A 16,482-nucleotide genomic window follows, 5' to 3' on the forward strand; every position below is an offset into this window, starting at 1 on the left:
TCATGATACGGCGCGCATCATGGTCCGATCATGCGAAGCGGCGCAAATCGAGACTGCGCGGGTGTTCCGGACCCGCCGATCCGCGCGGCTCCTGCATGGCCCCCGCCGTGTGGCGGTTGATCGAGAAGCGCGACCTCCGCCGGGCCTCGGCCTCATTGGCATTGACCGGGAAACGGTCATAGCTGAGGCCGCCCGGATGCGAGACGTGGTAGCTGATGCCGCCCAGGGAGCGACCACTCCAGCGGTCATAGATGTCGAAGACGAGGGGCGATTGCGCTTTGATCGTCGGGTGCAGGGCGCTGGGTGGGTTCCATGCCTTGTAGCGGATGCCGCCGACATACTCGCCGAGGTTGTCCGTCGGTTGCAGCGGCACGGCAACGCCGTTGCAGGCGAGGATGAAGCGCTCCTCCACCCAGCCTTGGACCTTCGCCTGCAGGCGCTCGACCGAGCTATCGACATAGCGGACGGTGCCGCCTGCGGCCGGATCCTCCCCAAGCACGTGCCAAGGCTCAAGCGCATGGGTCAGCTCCAGTTGCGCGCCATGCGCGGCGACGGAGCCGATGGCGGGGAAGCGGAACTCCAGATGCGGCGCGAACCACTCGGCCGGCACCGGAAAGCCGAACTCCGCAAGCGTGGCAAGCGCGTCCTCAAGGTCCCGCTCGACGTAATGTCGCAGCATGAATTCGTCGTGCAGGCGCGCGCCCCAGCGCACGAGCCGGCGCTCGTAAGGCTTCTGCCAGAAGGCGGCGACGGCGGATCGCATCAGCAGCGTCTGCGCGAGCGACATCTGCGCATGCGGCGGCATCTCGAAGGCGCGGAACTCGACGAGGCCCCGCCGCCCGCCGATGGCGTCGGGCGCATACATCTTGTCGATCGAGAATTCGGTGCGGTGCGTGTTGCCCGTCATGTCGGCGAGGATGTTGCGGAACAGCCGGTCGGTCAGCCAGGGCGGCGTCTCCTTGAACGGGCTGATCTGGCTGAACGCGATGTCGAGTTCGTTGAGACTGTCCTGGCGCGCCTCGTCGATGCGCGGATGCTGCGAGGACGGGCCGATGAACAAGCCGCTGAAGAGGTAGGAGAGGCTCGGGTGGTTCTGCCAGAAGCCCAGCAGCGACTTGAGCAGGTCGGGGCGGCGCAGGAACGGGCTGTCCGGGACCTCGATCCCGCCCATCACCACATGGTTGCCGCCGCCGGTGCCGATGTGGCGGCCGTCGAGCATGAACTTCTCGGTGGCGAGGCCTTCCTCGCGGGCGACCTCATAGAGCTGCTCGGTGCGCTCGACCTGCTGTGCCCAGCTTGTCGCCGGGTGGACGTTGACCTCGATGACGCCGGGGTCGGGAGTGACCGAGAAGCTCAGCAGACGCTCGTCGGACGGCGGCGGATAGCCTTCGAGGAAAATCTTGCGGCCCATCTCCTGCGCCGTCGCCTCGATGGCTGCGGCGAGGTCGATCCAGTCCTCGGCCTCGTAGAGCGGCGGGAAGAAAACATGGATGTGGCCGTTGCGGGCTTCGACGGCCATGGCGGTGCGGATGAGATCGGGCTCCTCCTGGCCGGGCTTCGGCCGCTCCCACGCCCGGGGTGATATCGGGCTTGGGCCGACGCGCAGCCGGTCCTGCCGGCCGTCGTTCAGATGCGGCGGCAGCGCCGGGCGCGTCGAGAACGGATCACGCTCGGTCTGATAGGGGATATGGGACGGATCGGCCCAGGGCAGGCTCTCCAGCGGCAGGCGGAACCCAACGGGGCTGTCGCCCGGCACCAGGAACATCGGCCCTTCGCGCAAGAACCACTTGCCGCTCTGCCAGCGACGGCCATCGCCATCCTCGACGCGCCGCAACGGGAGTACGCTGCCGACCGTCGAGCCCAGTCCATGGCCGAACACTCGGGCCATACGCGCACGCTCCAATGGGTCGCGGAGCTTGGCATCCTCGGTGACGACATTCGCCGGCAGACGGCTTTCCCGCCACAGGAAATAGTGGACGTCCTCGTAGGCCTGGATGACCAGCTGCGGATCGATCTGCAGGCGCTCGGCGAGGACGGCGGCGAAGCGGGCGGCGTCGGCCACCGTCGCCGTATCGTGGTCGTCGTCGGTTGCGAGCAGCTCAGGGTTGGTCCAGACCGGCTCGCCATCACGTCGCCAATGGGCATGCAGCGCCCAGCGCGGCAGCTGCTCGCCCGGATAATGCTTGCCGACGCCGTACTGCAGCGCGGCCCCCGGCGACCACAGCGGCACCAGCCGGCGCAGCAGACGACCGGCCATGCGGCGCTTGGAGGGGCCGAGCGCCTCGGTCGTCCATTCGCCGGCCTCCATGTCGGACGCCGACACGAAGGTGGGTTCGCCGCCCATCGAGAGGCGCACGTCGCCCGCCGTCAAAGCCCGGTCGACGCGGGCGCCGGCGCGCAGAATGTCCTGCCAGGCGGCGTCGGTATATGGCTTGGTCGTTCGCGGCGTCTCGCTGATGCGGGTCACGCCCATCGCGAAGTCGAAGGTCGTTTCGCACTTCTCGACAAGGCCCGAAATCGGCGCGGCAGAGATCGGATCGGGGCTCGCGGCGAGCGGGATATGGCCTTCGCCGGCCATGAGACCGGATGTCGCGTCGAAGCCGATCCAGCCGGCGCCGGGCAGATAGACCTCGGCCCAGGCGTGCAGGTCGGTGAAGTCGCTGGTGGGGCCTGACGGGCCTTCGACCGGCTTCTGGTCCGCGACGAGCTGGATCAGGTAGCCGGAGACGAAACGGGCGGCGAAGCCCAGGTGGCGCAGCAGGTTGACCAGCACCCAGGCGCTATCGCGGCAGGAGCCCGTCGCCTTCGCCAGCGTTTCCTCGGGCGACCAGATGCCGGGCTCGAGCCGCACGATATAGGCGATGCGCGCGGCCAGCATGCGGTTGATCTCGACCAGCAGATCGACGGTCTTTTCGGCCTTGGGCGGGATCGCCGCGAGCAGGTTCAGAAGCTCCGGTCCCGGCACCGTTGCGCGGCGGAACGGCGCCAGCTCCTCCTCGAGGATCGGATCGTAGGTGAACGGAAACGATTCCGCCTCGGGCTCGAGGAAGAAGTCGAACGGGTTGATGGTCGCCATGTCGGCAACGAGATCGACGGTGACGTTGAACTCCGAAACCTTCTCGGGGAAGACCACGCGGGCCTGGAAGTTGCCCTGCGGGTCCTGCTGCCAGTTGAGGAAGTGCGGCTCGGGCGTGACCTTCAGCGAGTAGGAGAGGATCGGCGTGCGTGCATGAGGCGCCGGGCGCAGCCGGATGGTCTGCGGGCCGAGGCTGACCGGGCGATCGTAGCGGTAGCTGGTTCGATGGGTCAGGGCGGCGTGGATCGACATGGGGCGGGCTCTTCCTCGCGAGCGGGCGGGCTTGGTCAGGCTGGCTTCCGGCGTGGAGCCTGCCTGACAACGCGATCCGGGTCGATGGTCGGAATGATTTCAGCAGCGATAATAGCAGGCCGGCGCAGTCTGCCGAGGATCGCGGGCTACGCCGGTTTGGCCTGCTTCTGAATGGCGCCCGTCATTGGAATGAAGAAAACGCCGACGTCACGTCGGGAATGGATCTTGCCGTTCGCATCCTTGGTGTAGACGTAGAGCACCTGGCCGCGCTTGAAGGGCTGGCCGATGGGAATGATCATCCGGCCGCCCGGCTTCAGCTGTTTGAACAGGTTCGGCGGCGCGAACTCGGCGGCGCAGGTCACGATGATGACGTCGAAACCCTCGGTCACCTCGGGCCAGCCGTAATAACCGTCACCGACACGGGTCGCGATGTTGTCGTAGCCGAGCGGACGGAAGATGTGGGAGACGGCGTGGCCGAGCGGCTCGATGATCTCGATCGAATACGCCTGCTTGACGATGCGCGACAGCAGGGAGCTTTGAAAGCCGCTGCCGGTGCCGACTTCCAGCGACACCATGCCGGGCTTCGGGCGCAGCAGCTGGGTCATGTAGGCTTGGCCCAGATAGTCGGAGAGGGCCGAGCCGTAGCCGATCGCCCAGGGCTTCGGCTTGGTTTCATAGGCTTCGGACGGCGCGGCGACGTGGCCCTCATACATGTAATGGAAGTACTCGCGGGGCACCTGCTCGAAGGCGCCAAGCACGGCGGGGTCGGCCGCTCCAAAATGCGCCTTGAGGTAACTGTCGATCAGCGCGATGGCTGCCGGCTTGCGGGCCTGGATGGCGTCGAACTCTTCCTGCGAGATCGTCGTCGGGCGTCCCGAGGAGGCCATGGCCTGCGTGTAGCGGGCGAGCGTCCAGGGCTGGCCCTCGGTTTCGGTCGCGTACGCGGGCAAAGCGGGCAGCGCCAGCGCCATGCCGGCCGCCGCGAGCCATTGGCGGCGTCCCAGGGCAAGCCCCGTCGCTTGATCTTCACCTTGGGCAAAGCCCGTCATTTCATCTCTGCTGGCCAAGGTGGCCTCCGTCGCGGTTCGAGCGGTGCATGATGCAAAGCTCGTTCCGGGTCAACGATGCCGCAGGGAGTACAGCGGGTTCGTCAGGCGGGCTGTTCCAGCGTCGCCATCATCTCGCGCCACTCCCGCGCCGACAGTCCGCTCTCCGGCTGCTCGACCTTTTCGCCCGCCAGCATGCGGCGGAGCACGGAGAGCATCGGCGCCGAGAAGCTGTGGGCGCCGAGCCGGTAATCGCGGTACGCCTGTGCCGCAATCGGCACCCAGGCCTCGACGATCTCCAGCATCGCCTCGGCATAGACGCGGATCTCGTACTGGGCGTGGCTGTCGGCGCGCAGTGACAGGAAGTGGAAGAGGTTGTGTAGGTCGGTCTTCCAGTACCACTGCGTGTAGGTATTGAGCGTGAGGTTCATCCGCGCCAGTTCGCGCGCCAGCCCCTGCCGGTCCGGGTCTGCGGGCTTCTCCGCGCTCTCCTCGTTCAGCAGCCAGGCGTAGTGGTCGTAGGAGCGTTCTGCATCGGTGCGCAGCAGCGCCAGCACGCGAGCCGCTTCATCGCCTTCCAGCACCGCCTCCCGACCCTGCCTGTTGACGGTCGATTGCGCGGCGAGCTGGGCAGGGTCGGGGATGTAGAACTCCCGGTCCATGACCGAGTAGCGCGCGGAATACTCGTTCACGCTTGCCATCCGATGCCGGATCCACTGCCGGGCGATGAAGATCGGCAGCTTCACGTGGAACTTGATCTCGCACATCTCGAACGGCGTCGTGTGCCGGTGGCGCATGAGGTAGCGGATGAGGCCGGCATCCTCGCTGACCTTGCGGGTGCCGCGGCCATAGGAGACGCGCGCCGCCTGCACGATGGCATGATCGTCGCCCATGTAGTCGATGACGCGGACGAAGCCGTGGTCCAGCAGCGGCACCGCTTCATAGAGTTTCGCCTCGAGTGCCGGTACCGTCGCCCGGAGGGTTTTGTAGACCGTTTCGGGAGCCGCGGGGATAGTGATGGTCTGGTCTTCGCTCAGGCTCACGCCATGCCTCTTCTCTTCAACGTCCATGGGGGCTATATGGCATTCGCTGGCTTGCCGGCTATGGCGATAAACGGTGTTCGGAATAAACGTAGTGGACCCGGGGGCAGTACCCGGCGCCTCCACCAGATATCTCGGCGGATTTTGCCGAGGGGCTTACGGGGGCGACACAGGCTCGACACGCGTGGTAAAGGTACACCTTTTGCCCGGCATGATTCCGCCGTTATCGGGTCGTTTTACAAATGCCAATGACAATCATGAGGCATTCGCTGTCGCTGCGTAAGCAGTGACAAGCGCGGTTCGGGGGGCACCGGGCAACAGAAGCCCCCTACTATTTGATCCACAAACGGGCCGGATCTGGTCGTCGGAAAGCTCTTGCCTTACGCGGGAGGCTCTTTATGCCCAGGTTATGACCTTCAGCCGGCGCCCGCGCCGGTCATTCGGACGGTCGAGATGGAGAAGCGTCAGTGACAGAAGAGCCGAGCGACCCTCCCCCAAGCCTGATACCCTACGAGGGCTGGCTCGAAGAGGCGCAGCGGCAGGTCGTGGTGCGCGCCCTCACCTTTGCGGGAGAACAGGGGCTGCCCGGCGGCCACCACTTCTATCTGACCTTCCGCACGGATTATGCCGGCGTGCATATTCCTGCGCGGCTTCTGGCCCAGTATCCGGAAGAGATGACCATCGTGCTTCAGCACCAGTTCTGGGACCTGAAAGTCGATGAGGACCACGTGCTCACCGTCGGCCTGTCGTTCTCCGGCATTCCCTCGACGCTGGTGATCCCCATAGGCGCCATCATCGGCTTCGCCGATCCGCATGCGCGCTTCGGATTACGCATGCAGCCGTCGGCGCTGGACGAGGATGCGCCCGAGGAAGCGGCGGTGCTCGAAAGCCCTCCGGCGTCCGAAGCTGCCGAGACGCCGGAGGCGCCGCAGGTGGTCAGTCTGGATGCATTCCGCCGCCGCACGCCGCCCAAGGAATAGCCGCACGTTCCGGCGCTATTTCCCCAACAGTCACAACTAAGGTATTGCCAACCCTTTGACGCCTCGCCTGCATCGCCATCAAAGGGCTGAGCTATGCGCTTCACCGTCGACCGGATCGATCACATCTCCCTCACCTGCGGCGACATCGAAACTACCGCATCGTGGTTTCAGCGCGTGCTCGGCATGGATCGGGAGGAGTTCGGCGTCGACGGGCGGACGGCGCTGAAGTTCGGCGGCCAGAAAATAAACCTATACACGGCGGACGAGGACCTCACGCTGACCGGCGCCTCGGCTGGCCCCGGCACGGCCACCATCTGCTTCGTCACCGCGGTCGGCACGCAGGACATTGTGACACACCTCACAACCTGCGGCGTCTCGGTCGAGAAAGGCCCGGTCAGCCGGCTCGGCGCCCTTGGTCCGATGAGTTCGGTCTACTGCCGCGATCCGGATGGCAACCTCATCGAGTTGTCCTCCTACCTCGAAGACTGACCGCGACGTTGCGTCTCGCCGACTTCGACTTCGACCTCCCGCCCGAGGCCATCGCGCAGCATCCTGCCCGCCCGCGGGACGCTGCCCGGCTCCTGCACGTGGCCGCCGACCGGCTCGATGACCGCGTTGTCCGCGACCTTCCCGATCTGCTCGCGCCCGGCGATATCCTCGTCTCCAACGACACCCGCGTGATCCCGGCTCAACTCCAGGCCCGGCGTGGGGAGGCCCGGATCGGCATCACGCTCGACCGCCCTCTGGCCGACGGCTCGTGGCAGGCGCTCGCACGGAACGCGAAGCGGCTTCATCCCGGCGACGTGCTGGCCTTCGAGGGCGCGGAGCTTTCGGCGACTGTCGAGCATCGCCGGCCCGACGGCAGCGTCGCCCTGCGCTTCAACCGCGATGGTGCGGCCTTCGCGGCGGCTCTCGAGCAGGCCGGCGCACTTGCCCTGCCGCCCTATATTGAACGGCCGGAGGGTCCCACGACCGAGGATGCAGCTGATTATCAGACGATCTTCGCGGAGGCCGAGGGCGCGGTCGCGGCTCCCACGGCGGGGCTCCATTTCACGCCCGAACTGCTGGCGGCGCTCGATGCCCGCGGTGTCGCGCGGGCCACGGTAACCCTGCATGTCGGCGTCGGCACCTTCCTGCCCGTGCGGGTAGACGACGTTGCCGAGCATCGCATGCATGCCGAACGCGGTATCATCTCCCCGGAAGCGGCGGCCGCCATCAACCGCGCCCGCGCCGCCGGTGGGCGAGTGGTCGCGGTCGGCACGACCAGCCTGCGCCTGCTGGAAACGGCGGCCGATGCCTCCGGCGTGCTGCATGCGTTCGCGGGCGACACGAACATCTTCATCCTGCCCGGCCATCGCTTCCGGATCGTCGACCGCCTGATGACCAATTTCCACCTCCCGCGCTCCACGCTGTTCATGCTGGTCGCGGCCTTCGCCGGGCTCGACCGCATGCGGGAGGCCTACGCTCACGCCATCGCCACCGGCTACCGCTTCTTCTCCTACGGCGACGCCTCCCTGCTGGAGCGCGCGGAGTGAGCCTCGGCTGGACGCTCGCGGCGACCGACGGCGCGGCCCGAGCCGGCAAGCTGCACACCGCGCATGGTTCAGTGCCGACGCCGACCTTCATGCCGGTCGGCACGGCCGCCACGGTCAAGGCCATGACGGCGGAGGCTGTCCGGGCAACGGGCGCGGGCATCGTGCTCGGCAATACCTACCATCTCATGCTGAGGCCGGGTGCCGACCGCGTCGCGGCCTTCGGCGGGCTGCACCGGCTGATGGACTGGCCGGGGCCTATTCTCACCGACAGCGGCGGCTTTCAGGTCATGTCGCTGGCGGGCCTGCGGAAGCTCGATGCCGATGGCGTCACCTTCCAGTCCCATCTCGACGGCAGCCGCCACCGGCTGACGCCCGCGATCTCGGTCGGCATCCAGCACAAGCTCGACGCCACCATCACGATGGTGCTCGACGAATGCCCGCCGTTCCCGGTGACGGAGGAGCAGGCGCTGGCGTCGATGGAGATGTCGATGCGCTGGGCGGCGCTCTCCCGCGAAGCCTTCGTCCCCCGCGAGGGTTACGGCCTCTTCGGCATCGTGCAGGGCAGCGTCTTCCCGGACCTCCGCCGCCGCTCGATCGAAGCGCTGATGGCGATCGGCTTCGAGGGTTACGCACTCGGCGGCCTCGCCGTCGGCGAGGGACAGGCGACGATGTATGCCATGATCGAGGCGACGGGCGACCTCATGCCCGCCGACAAGCCCCGCTACCTCATGGGCGTCGGCACGCCGGACGATCTGCTCGGCTCCATCGCGCGCGGCATCGACATGTTCGACTGCGTCATGCCGACGCGCGCCGGGCGCACCGGCCGCGCCTACACCTCCCGCGGCGTGCTCAACCTGCGCAACGCCCGCTTCGCGAACGAGGACGGGCCGCTCGATCCGGGCTGCACTTGCCTCGGCTGTCGCCGCCACGTGCGCGGCTACCTGCATCATCTTTTTCGCGCGGAAGAGATGCTCGGGCCGATGCTGCTGACCTGGCACAATCTCACCTATTACCAGTCGGTGGTGGCGGGTGCCCGCACCGCGATCCTGGAGGGCCGGCTCGCGGCCTACAGCGCGGCGGTCCGCGCGGCCTGGGCTGAAGGAGACCTTCGATGAGCGATACATCCTACGCGGGCTTGACGCAGCTCGGTCATGAAGCGCGTCCTGCCGATAGGCCCGAGGATGCGGTGCTGGAGCGTGTGCCCGCCCCCGCACAGGGCCAGGATTACGTGGTGCGCTTTACGGCGCCGGAATTCACTTCGCTCTGCCCGATGACGGGCCAGCCGGATTTCGCTCATATCGTGATCGACTACATCCCCGGTGAATGGCTGGTGGAGAGCAAGTCGCTGAAGCTGTTCCTTACCAGCTTCCGCAACCACGGCGCCTTCCACGAGGGCTGCACCATGATGATCGCGCAGCGGCTGATCGACCTGCTCGGCCCACGCTGGCTCCGCATCGGCGCCTATTGGTATCCGCGTGGTGGCATCCCGATCGACGTGTTCTGGCAGACCGGCGCGCCGCCGGCCGGCGTCTTCCTGCCCGACCAGGGTGTGCCGACGTATCGCGGCCGGGGATGAACACTGCCGCCGAGATCCGAACCCGCGCGGAGGCCCTTGGCTTCGATGCGGTTGGTTTCGCCCGCGCTGAACTCGGGCCCGAGACGGGCGCGCGGCTGCAGGAGTTCCTCGACGCCGGACATCATGGCGAGATGGGCTGGCTCGAGGCGCGGGCCGATCAGCGTGCCGATCCCCATAAGCTCTGGCCAGAGGTTCGCAGCGTCATCGCGCTCGGCATGAGCTACGCTCCCGAGGGGGACGCGCTGGCGACAGTCGGGCTCCCGGATCGCGGCAACATCTCCGTCTATGCCCGCAATCGCGACTACCACGATGTCATCAAGGGCCGCCTCAAGCATCTGGCGCAGTTCATCGTCTCGCGGGCTCAGACCGAGGTGAAGGTTTTCGTCGACACGGCGCCGGTCATGGAGAAGCCTCTGGCGCAAAGCGCCGGGCTCGGCTGGCAGGGGAAACACACCAACCTCGTTTCCCGCACGCATGGCTCGTGGCTCTTCCTTGGCGAAATATTCACAACACTTGAACTACCGCCGGACCCTCCGCATGCCGACCGCTGCGGCAGCTGCACGCGCTGCATGGCGGCCTGCCCAACGGCTGCTATCCCGACGCCGTACCGGCTGGAGGCCACGCGCTGCATCAGCTACCTCACCATCGAGCATGCCGGTCCGATCCCGGAGGAACTCCGCGCGCCGATGGGCAACCGCATCTACGGCTGCGACGATTGCCTCGCCGTATGTCCCTGGAACCGGTTCGCGCAAGCCGGGCGCGAGGCCAAGCTTGCCGCGCGCGCTGATCTGGAAGCCCCCGCTTTGGCGGCATTGTCGCGCCTCGACGATGCGGGTTTCCGGGCGCTTTTTGCAGGCTCGCCCGTCAAGCGGATTGGCCGCAACCGCTTCCTTCGCAACGTCGCCATCGCCATCGGCAACAGCACCGACCCAACTCTGCTGCCGGAGGTCCGCCGGCTGGCGGATGAGCCCGATCCGGTTCTCGCCGAGGCCGCCCACTGGGCGGTGCAGCGGCTCTCCCCCGTTGATGCCGCGTTGGAACGGCCTATAGGTGGCCCAAAGATTGGAGAGGAAACCTCACCATGTCCGCATTGCGGTCCGGTGTCCGCCACCTGCTGAATATCTCGGGCCTGCGCCCGGTGCCGCCGCCGCCAGACCCGACGCCTGTTCGCCGCGTGCCGCGCGCCGCCCCGCGCCCCGATGGCCAGCCGATCACCTTCGACGACCTGTCCGAGCAACTCGACCCGAACCTCCTTCCGCCGCTCGACCGCCCTGACATCGACGAGACGCGGCTGACCCCCGAACAACTCAGCTGGCGGCGGGACGGCGTGGTGGAGCTGCGGGGCTTCCTGCCCGATGCCCTCTGCGACGCCTATATCGCCCGGCGCTCCGAGATCGGGCCGCTCGGCTGGCTCGACCCGACGCCCTATTTGCGAGAGCCGACGCTGGCCGACCTCGCGCTCTACCCGCCGCTGATGGCGGTCATGGAGAGCCTCCTCAGCGAGCCGATGATGCTGCATCTGGCGCTGACCGGCTGGGTGAGTTCGGAGCGCGCCTGGCACCAGGACGACTACCTCAACCCGCCTTTCGTCGCGAGTTGGTACGCCGCCGTCTGGATCGCGCTGGACGACATCCACCCCGACAGCGGGCCGTTCGAGTATCTTCCTGGCTCACACCGCTGGGGCCTGCTGCGGCGGGACCGCGTGCAGACCTTCCTGACCGATGACGAGCTGACCCGGGTGGAACCGATGACCGGTCACAATCAGTGGGAGAAGCACGCCGAGCGCTTTGTCACGCCGGCGGTCGAACGCCAGATCGCCGAGTCGGGGCTGCCCTCGCGCAAGTTCCTTGGCCGGAAGGGCGACGTTCTCATTTGGCACGGCCGGTTGATGCATTGCGGATCGAAGCCCGCGGTGCCGAACATGCCGCGCCGGTCGCTCATCACCCACTACTCGGGCGTCAACCACCGGAGCGACATGCCAAACCGCGCCCAGCACGACGGCGGCGGCACCTACGCGCTATTCGACAACCCGTTCGGCTGATCGAGCCACGGCGCGTGGCACATCCTCGGGCGTGCCGCGCTCCATCAGCAGAGAGCGCAGGTTGCGGATGACGGGAAAGACCTCCTGGTTCCAGTCCTCCCCTTGCGCGTCATGCGCTGCCTGTTCCATCTCCACGATCTCGCGGTCTTCCTTGAAGATGCGCTCGGTGAACAGAACGAGCAGCGGCCATGCCGCTTCCAGAATGCCCGGCAGCTTGGGCCTCTGGATCGAGAGCAGGCCGAAGGTGCGAATGGTCCGCTGCTCGCGATCCTGCGGCACGTAAACGATCCAGAGGTCCATCACCGGCGTCGCGTCCTTGGTGCGGATGCGCAGCGTCTGGTACGGATACTCGGTCCGGATCGTCATCACGTCCTGGTCGGCGTTCTCCCGCTCCGTGCCACGCATCTGGCCGAAAATCGCTGCCTCGCCCCAGGGCTGCTTGCCGCCTGTGCGCGCGAAGCTGTAGCGCGCCTCCACCCAATCCTCTCCGCGCGCCTGACCCAGGAACCGGGGCCGCATCTGCCCCATCTGCTTCCGGTGCAGGAACTGATGGTTCATGTCCATCAGGTTCTCATGCATGAAGCTGTAGTGGCAGCCGACCATCCGCCCGAAACGCCGGGTCTTGTAGGCCGGGTTCTCGACCGAGCCGAGGGCAGGCAAGGGCACGACGTCGGCCAGCGCCGGATCGCCCGGGAAGACCAGGATCAGCCCGCTGACTTCGCGGCAGGGATAGGAGCGCACGCCGTTGGGCAGCTTGTCCTTGCCCAGGTAGGGAACGTCGGTGCAGTTGCCGGCGGCGTTGTAGGCCCAGCCGTGGTAGCCGCAGCGGATGGCGCAACCCTCGACCATGCCGTTGCTCAGCGGCACCTGGCGATGCGCGCAGCGATCCGCCAGCGCGAACACAGGCGCGGCGGGGTCCTTCGGGCGGACGAGCACGATCGGCTCTCCGGCGAAGCGCGCCGCGAACATCTTCCCCGCTTTGACTTCGCGCGACCAGGCGAGCGGATACCAATGGTTGGGATGGGCGCCGACCCGCCGCAGATCGCGGCCCTCCATGGGGCCGAGCGGGGAGGAGGGCTGGTGTTCGCCGGGCGGCAGGAAGCCTTGATCCATTTCATTAGCTTTCCGAATGCGGATCGATCTTACCCGAACTTCACCGAGTGGCTAAGGTCTTATTGTCGCCTCGTCCACCGGTCTCTCAGGAGCGCGCGAAACTAGTCGGGCAGCTCGATGGGCGCGATCGTGTCGAACAGATCGCCAGGGCCCGGGTTATCGGGCGGCGTTTCCCCGCCCAGCTGGCGCAGCACGCCCCAAACCGCATTGAGCGCCGTCTGCACCGCGCCCTCCGCCCAGGCCGGGGTGAAGGAAATCCCATCGCCCGCGAGGAACAGGCCACGCTGGTCGGGCGGCATGTCGGCCTGCATGAACTGGCAGAACATGCGCCGGTTGTAGCGGTAATGCCCGGGCAGGGCGCCCTTGAAGGCGCCGAGGAAATTGGGGTCGTTTTCCCAGGAGACGGTGATCGGGTCGCCGATGATATGGCTCGCGATGTCGAGGCCGGGATAGATCTCCCGCAAGGCCCTGAGCATCAGCCGGACGCGTTTCTCCGCATCCATCGGCAGCACCTTCATGGCGTCCGTCATCCAGGAATAGGACAGGCAGATCACCGCCGGCTTGTCCGGCCCGTTGTCGAACAGATAGGTGCCGCGCGTGATGCGGTCGGTGAGCGTCATGCTCATCCGGTAGCGGCCCGTCGCCGGATCGCGCTCGGTCCAGAACGGGCGGTCCACCATCACGAAGGTCTTCGAGGACTGCATGTAGCGGGTGCGGTCCAGCGCCATCCAAAGCTTCTGCGAGAACAGCCGCTCGTCGCAGTCGATCTGCGTCGTCAGCAGCCAGGAGTGGCAGGTGACGATCGCGGCGTCATAGCGGCGGAGGTCGCCCCAGCGGTCGGTGATCGCGAGGCGTCCATCCTCACCACGGGCGATGCGGGCGACACCCGCACGCGGCGCCCCGCCATGCAGCGAGGCGAGCGAGGTGCCGGCCGGCCAGTGCGCGAGGGTCGTCGGCGCGAGGCGCCAAAGCCGGCGCGGCAGCTGTTCGGCCCCGTCTACCATCATGCGTTGGTGGTCGTCCTGGGCGGTCACGACGACGCGCAGGATCTCCAGCATCGAGTTCGGGAAGTCGCTGTCCCAGCCTCCCGTGCCGAAGCCGACCTGGCCGAACACCTCCCGGTGGCGGAAGGATTTCGCGGAGAAGGCGGGCGAGGAGGCGATGAAGTCATAGAAGGTCCGCTCGTCCCAGAACGGCACCAGCCGGTTCCAGATCTCCTTGAGCGCCTGCACGTCCCGCCGGCGGACGGCGGATTGCAGCGCGGAGAACTCCGCCCCACTTTCGAGCGCCGCCTTCCATGCGTCGGCCACCTCCTGAAGCAGCGGCGGCAAGGTGCCGTGGCCCGCGCCCTCGACATAGACCTGCTCGCCTTCCAGATCGACGATCGTCGAGAGCGTCGCTTCGTCCAGCGGATTGGGGAAGGGCCGCGTCTCGATGCCGACCTGCGCGATGTAATGGTAGAGGGCGGTCGAGGACACCGGGAACCGCATCCCGCCGAGTTCGGCGAAGACGCCCTCCGCGCCCTGAAACGGCTCCGAGCGCAAACGGCCACCCATCCGGTCGGCCTCGTAGACCACCGGACGGAGTCCGAGCTTCATCAGCTCATGCGCCGCGATGATGCCTGAGAGCCCGGCCCCGATGACGGCGACCTCCCGGCCGAAAGCCTCGGCGGGCAGGCGACCGAGGCCCGACGGGTGCGAAATCCAGTTGTCGTAGGCGAACGGAAAATCAGGCCCGAACGTCGTGATCGGCGGCGGCGCTCCTGCATCGGTTTCGTGCAGGACGCTCATTCGGGCAAACCTCTCTCAGGATGCGCGAAGCGCGGCGGCTCTGTTCAGCGCAGCCTGCTTTTCGATCGCGGCGGGGGGGATCTCGACCCCGATTTCGAGCGTCGAGAAGCTATCGCCCCGGTCCAGCTTCACCTGCACCTTGTCGCGATCCACCGATACATGCTTCGCGATCACGGCGAGGATTTCCTCCTGCAACACCTTGATCAGATCAGCGTTGCTGCCGAAGGAGGCCCGTTCATGCGCCAGCAGGATCTGCAGCCGATCGCGCGCCACCGGCGCCGTCGGTTTGCGGCTGAAGAAGTTCAGAAAGCTCATGCAACCCTCCGTCCGAAGAGCTTGGTGATGAAGCTCCTCTTTTCGCCGGGAATCACCATAGGCAGTTTTTCGCCCAACAGCCGCCGCGCCGCGTCCATGTAGGCGCGCGCTGGTGCGGCGTCCGGATTGCTCAACACCACCGGGGTGCCGATGTTCGAGGCACGAAGTACCTCCGAGCTTTCAGGAATGATGCCGAGCAGCGGGATGGACAGGATTTCCAGCACGTCCTCGGTCTTGAGCATATCGCCGCGTGCCGCCCGCACCGGGTCGTAGCGCGTCAGCAGCAGGTGCTTTTCGATCCGTTCGCCCCGCGCCGCCATCTCCGTCTTGCTGTCGAGCAGCCCGATGATGCGGTCGCTGTCGCGCACCGACGAGACTTCAGGGTTGGTGACGATCACCGCCACATCGGCATGATGCATCGCGAGCGAGGCGCCCCGTTCGATGCCGGCCGGACTGTCGCAGATCACCCAGTCGAACTTCTCCCGGAGTTCCGCGATGACCTTGGCAACGCCCTCGCTGGTGAGCGCATCCTTGTCCCGCGTCTGCGACGCCGGCAGGATCGACAGCGTTTCGATACGCTTGTCCCGGATCAGCGCCTGGGAGAGCTTGGCGTCGCCCTGGATCACGTTGATCATGTCGAAGACGACACGGCGTTCCGCGCCCATGACGATGTCGAGGTTGCGCAGCCCAACGTCGAAATCGACGACGACGACATTTTTGCCGGCCTTTGCCAGCGCCGCGCCCAGCGCCGCGGTGGAGGTCGTCTTCCCGACGCCGCCTTTGCCGGAAGTCACCACCAGAACCTTGGCCATTCTCAACCCCTATCAGCGTCGTTCATGCGTCGCCGCTCTTACTTGATCTCTGTGATGATGATCGACGAACCCTCGAGCCGTGCATGGATCGCCTTGCCGCGAAACTTGTCCATATCCTCGGCGGTCATATAGAGCCCATCGATCGAGATAAGCTCGGCGTCTAATTTCGTGCAGAAGATCCGGGCATGCTGGTTGCCGGTGACCCCGGCGATCGCCCGTCCGCGCAGCACGCCGTAAACATGGATCGAGCCGCCGGCCATGATCTCCGCGCCCGACGCCACCGAGCCGTTGATCGTGAGGTCGCCTGGCGGGAACAGGATGGTCTGGCCGGATCGCACCGGCGCATCGAGCACCATCGATGTCGGTTCCGGTGGCGGCGGTTCCTCCGGGAGATCCTCGGGAACTTCGTAGAGGCCTAGCGGTTTGCCGCCGATCAGCGGGCCGCCGACATCCTGGATCGCGGGTGTCAGCCCGTCCGTGCCCTCGGCGCCGATCACGCGTATGCCGCGGGCCTGGAGGTCGTCGAACAGCGTGCCGAGATCGGGGTCGCTCTTCGGCACCGAGGACAGATCAACAACGATCGGACGGCCGGCGAAGAAGCTCGCCGAACGCTCGATTTGCGCGTCGAGTTCCGCAAGCCAGTCGCGCAGGGGCGCGTCGGGCGACAGCACGAAGGCCATGAAGGACCGGCCGCGGACACGAAGATTTGGACGGGCGCGAGAAACGGTTGTCACACTCGACGGCTACTGCCCAGCCAGGGAAAGGTCAACGATTTTTCAGAATTCCTACCAGATGATGGGCACATTCAACATCAGCCCGACCATATCTTGGGCGGGCTCCCGCGATTCCGCGGTCGCTCTTGCCGATGGCATCCAGCACGCCACGTGACGAGGCCGTGTGGGACTC

Annotated in this window: 15 protein-coding genes and 1 other RNA gene; 8 read left to right on the plus strand and 8 right to left on the minus strand. The window is 66.7% G+C overall.

Annotation, left to right across the window (positions count from 1 at the left end; genetic code table 11):
* Positions 1 to 28 precede the first annotated feature (28 nt).
* The 3 genes from ACOEQ1_RS17305 to thyX all read right to left on the minus strand — a co-directional run bounded on the left by ACOEQ1_RS17305 (position 29) and on the right by thyX (position 5,417).
* Positions 29 to 3,328 (minus strand): DUF2126 domain-containing protein, encoded by a 3,300-nt coding sequence (locus tag ACOEQ1_RS17305; RefSeq protein WP_419760467.1) that lies wholly within the window; start codon positions 3,326 to 3,328, stop codon positions 29 to 31.
* Positions 3,329 to 3,474: 146 nt separating this feature from the next.
* Entirely contained in the window at positions 3,475 to 4,395 is a 921-nt protein-coding gene (locus ACOEQ1_RS17310; protein WP_419760468.1) for a protein-L-isoaspartate O-methyltransferase family protein, read from the minus strand.
* 83 nt (positions 4,396 to 4,478) lie between these two features.
* Positions 4,479 to 5,417, minus strand: a complete 939-nt coding sequence (gene thyX, locus ACOEQ1_RS17315; RefSeq protein ID WP_419760469.1) for an FAD-dependent thymidylate synthase — start codon at positions 5,415 to 5,417, stop codon at positions 4,479 to 4,481.
* A 6-nt stretch (positions 5,418 to 5,423) separates the two neighbouring features.
* Here thyX and ssrA point away from each other — a divergent pair.
* From ssrA to ACOEQ1_RS17355, 8 genes are all read left to right on the plus strand, one after another.
* Positions 5,424 to 5,747: a transfer-messenger RNA gene (gene ssrA, locus ACOEQ1_RS17320) on the plus strand.
* A gap of 134 nt (positions 5,748 to 5,881) precedes the next feature.
* Entirely contained in the window at positions 5,882 to 6,394 is a 513-nt protein-coding gene (locus tag ACOEQ1_RS17325; protein ID WP_419760470.1) for an SspB family protein, read from the plus strand.
* Between the two features lie 93 nt (positions 6,395 to 6,487).
* Positions 6,488 to 6,883, plus strand: a complete 396-nt coding sequence (locus ACOEQ1_RS17330) for a VOC family protein (RefSeq protein ID WP_419760471.1) — start codon at positions 6,488 to 6,490, stop codon at positions 6,881 to 6,883.
* Between the two features lie 8 nt (positions 6,884 to 6,891).
* Entirely contained in the window at positions 6,892 to 7,929 is a 1,038-nt protein-coding gene (gene queA, locus ACOEQ1_RS17335; protein WP_419760472.1) for a tRNA preQ1(34) S-adenosylmethionine ribosyltransferase-isomerase QueA, read from the plus strand.
* Positions 7,926 to 9,044, plus strand: a complete 1,119-nt coding sequence (gene tgt / locus ACOEQ1_RS17340; RefSeq protein ID WP_419760473.1) for a tRNA guanosine(34) transglycosylase Tgt — start codon at positions 7,926 to 7,928, stop codon at positions 9,042 to 9,044. The genes queA and tgt overlap by 4 nt, the downstream gene beginning before the upstream one ends.
* Entirely contained in the window at positions 9,041 to 9,505 is a 465-nt protein-coding gene (queF, locus tag ACOEQ1_RS17345; RefSeq protein WP_419760474.1) for a preQ(1) synthase, read from the plus strand. Before tgt ends, queF begins: the two co-directional genes overlap by 4 nt.
* The gene (gene queG, locus ACOEQ1_RS17350) at positions 9,502 to 10,623 is read left to right on the plus strand and encodes a tRNA epoxyqueuosine(34) reductase QueG (RefSeq protein WP_419760475.1); all 1,122 of its coding nucleotides are present in this window, start codon (positions 9,502 to 9,504) and stop codon (positions 10,621 to 10,623) included. Before queF ends, queG begins: the two co-directional genes overlap by 4 nt.
* Positions 10,587 to 11,546, plus strand: coding sequence for a phytanoyl-CoA dioxygenase family protein (locus ACOEQ1_RS17355; RefSeq protein WP_419760476.1), 960 nt, complete (start codon positions 10,587 to 10,589; stop codon positions 11,544 to 11,546). Before queG ends, ACOEQ1_RS17355 begins: the two co-directional genes overlap by 37 nt.
* Here the strand turns inward: ACOEQ1_RS17355 and ACOEQ1_RS17360 are convergent.
* The 5 genes from ACOEQ1_RS17360 to minC form a co-directional block, all read right to left on the minus strand.
* Entirely contained in the window at positions 11,523 to 12,659 is a 1,137-nt protein-coding gene (locus ACOEQ1_RS17360; protein WP_419760477.1) for a Rieske 2Fe-2S domain-containing protein, read from the minus strand. The two genes, ACOEQ1_RS17355 and ACOEQ1_RS17360, sit on opposite strands and share 24 nt — an antisense overlap.
* Positions 12,660 to 12,760: 101 nt before the next feature.
* On the minus strand, positions 12,761 to 14,449 hold the full coding sequence (locus ACOEQ1_RS17365; RefSeq protein WP_419760478.1) for a flavin monoamine oxidase family protein: 1,689 nt from the start codon (positions 14,447 to 14,449) through the stop codon (positions 12,761 to 12,763).
* A 15-nt stretch (positions 14,450 to 14,464) separates the two neighbouring features.
* Positions 14,465 to 14,764: a cell division topological specificity factor MinE gene (gene minE / locus ACOEQ1_RS17370; protein WP_419760479.1), complete on the minus strand. Its 300-nt coding sequence runs from the start codon at positions 14,762 to 14,764 to the stop codon at positions 14,465 to 14,467.
* Positions 14,761 to 15,576, minus strand: a complete 816-nt coding sequence (minD, locus tag ACOEQ1_RS17375) for a septum site-determining protein MinD (RefSeq protein WP_419760480.1) — start codon at positions 15,574 to 15,576, stop codon at positions 14,761 to 14,763. The genes minE and minD overlap by 4 nt, the downstream gene beginning before the upstream one ends.
* Positions 15,577 to 15,614: 38 nt before the next feature.
* Positions 15,615 to 16,310 carry a septum site-determining protein MinC gene (gene minC, locus ACOEQ1_RS17380; RefSeq protein WP_419760481.1) on the minus strand — a complete coding sequence of 232 codons (696 nt, stop codon included), beginning with the start codon at positions 16,308 to 16,310 and terminating at the stop codon, positions 15,615 to 15,617.
* Positions 16,311 to 16,482 lie beyond the last annotated feature (172 nt).

Origin of the sequence: Acidisoma sp., from assembly GCF_965199065.1 — a bacterium.
Lineage (GTDB): Bacteria > Pseudomonadota > Alphaproteobacteria > Acetobacterales > Acetobacteraceae > Acidisoma.

Excerpts from the sequence above, each read along its gene's own strand:
- queG (WP_419760475.1), top strand. The coding sequence starts at position 9,502 with ATGAACACTGCCGCCGAGATCCGAACCCGCGCGGAGGCCCTTGGCTTC.
- minD (WP_419760480.1), bottom strand. The coding sequence starts at position 15,576 with ATGGCCAAGGTTCTGGTGGTGACTTCCGGCAAAGGCGGCGTCGGGAAG.
- minE (WP_419760479.1), bottom strand. The coding sequence starts at position 14,764 with ATGAGCTTTCTGAACTTCTTCAGCCGCAAACCGACGGCGCCGGTGGCG.
- ACOEQ1_RS17355 (WP_419760476.1), top strand. The coding sequence starts at position 10,587 with ATGTCCGCATTGCGGTCCGGTGTCCGCCACCTGCTGAATATCTCGGGC.
- ACOEQ1_RS17305 (WP_419760467.1), bottom strand. The coding sequence starts at position 3,328 with ATGTCGATCCACGCCGCCCTGACCCATCGAACCAGCTACCGCTACGAT.
- ACOEQ1_RS17330 (WP_419760471.1), top strand. The coding sequence starts at position 6,488 with ATGCGCTTCACCGTCGACCGGATCGATCACATCTCCCTCACCTGCGGC.
- ACOEQ1_RS17365 (WP_419760478.1), bottom strand. The coding sequence starts at position 14,449 with ATGAGCGTCCTGCACGAAACCGATGCAGGAGCGCCGCCGCCGATCACG.
- queF (WP_419760474.1), top strand. The coding sequence starts at position 9,041 with ATGAGCGATACATCCTACGCGGGCTTGACGCAGCTCGGTCATGAAGCG.
- ACOEQ1_RS17360 (WP_419760477.1), bottom strand. The coding sequence starts at position 12,659 with ATGGATCAAGGCTTCCTGCCGCCCGGCGAACACCAGCCCTCCTCCCCG.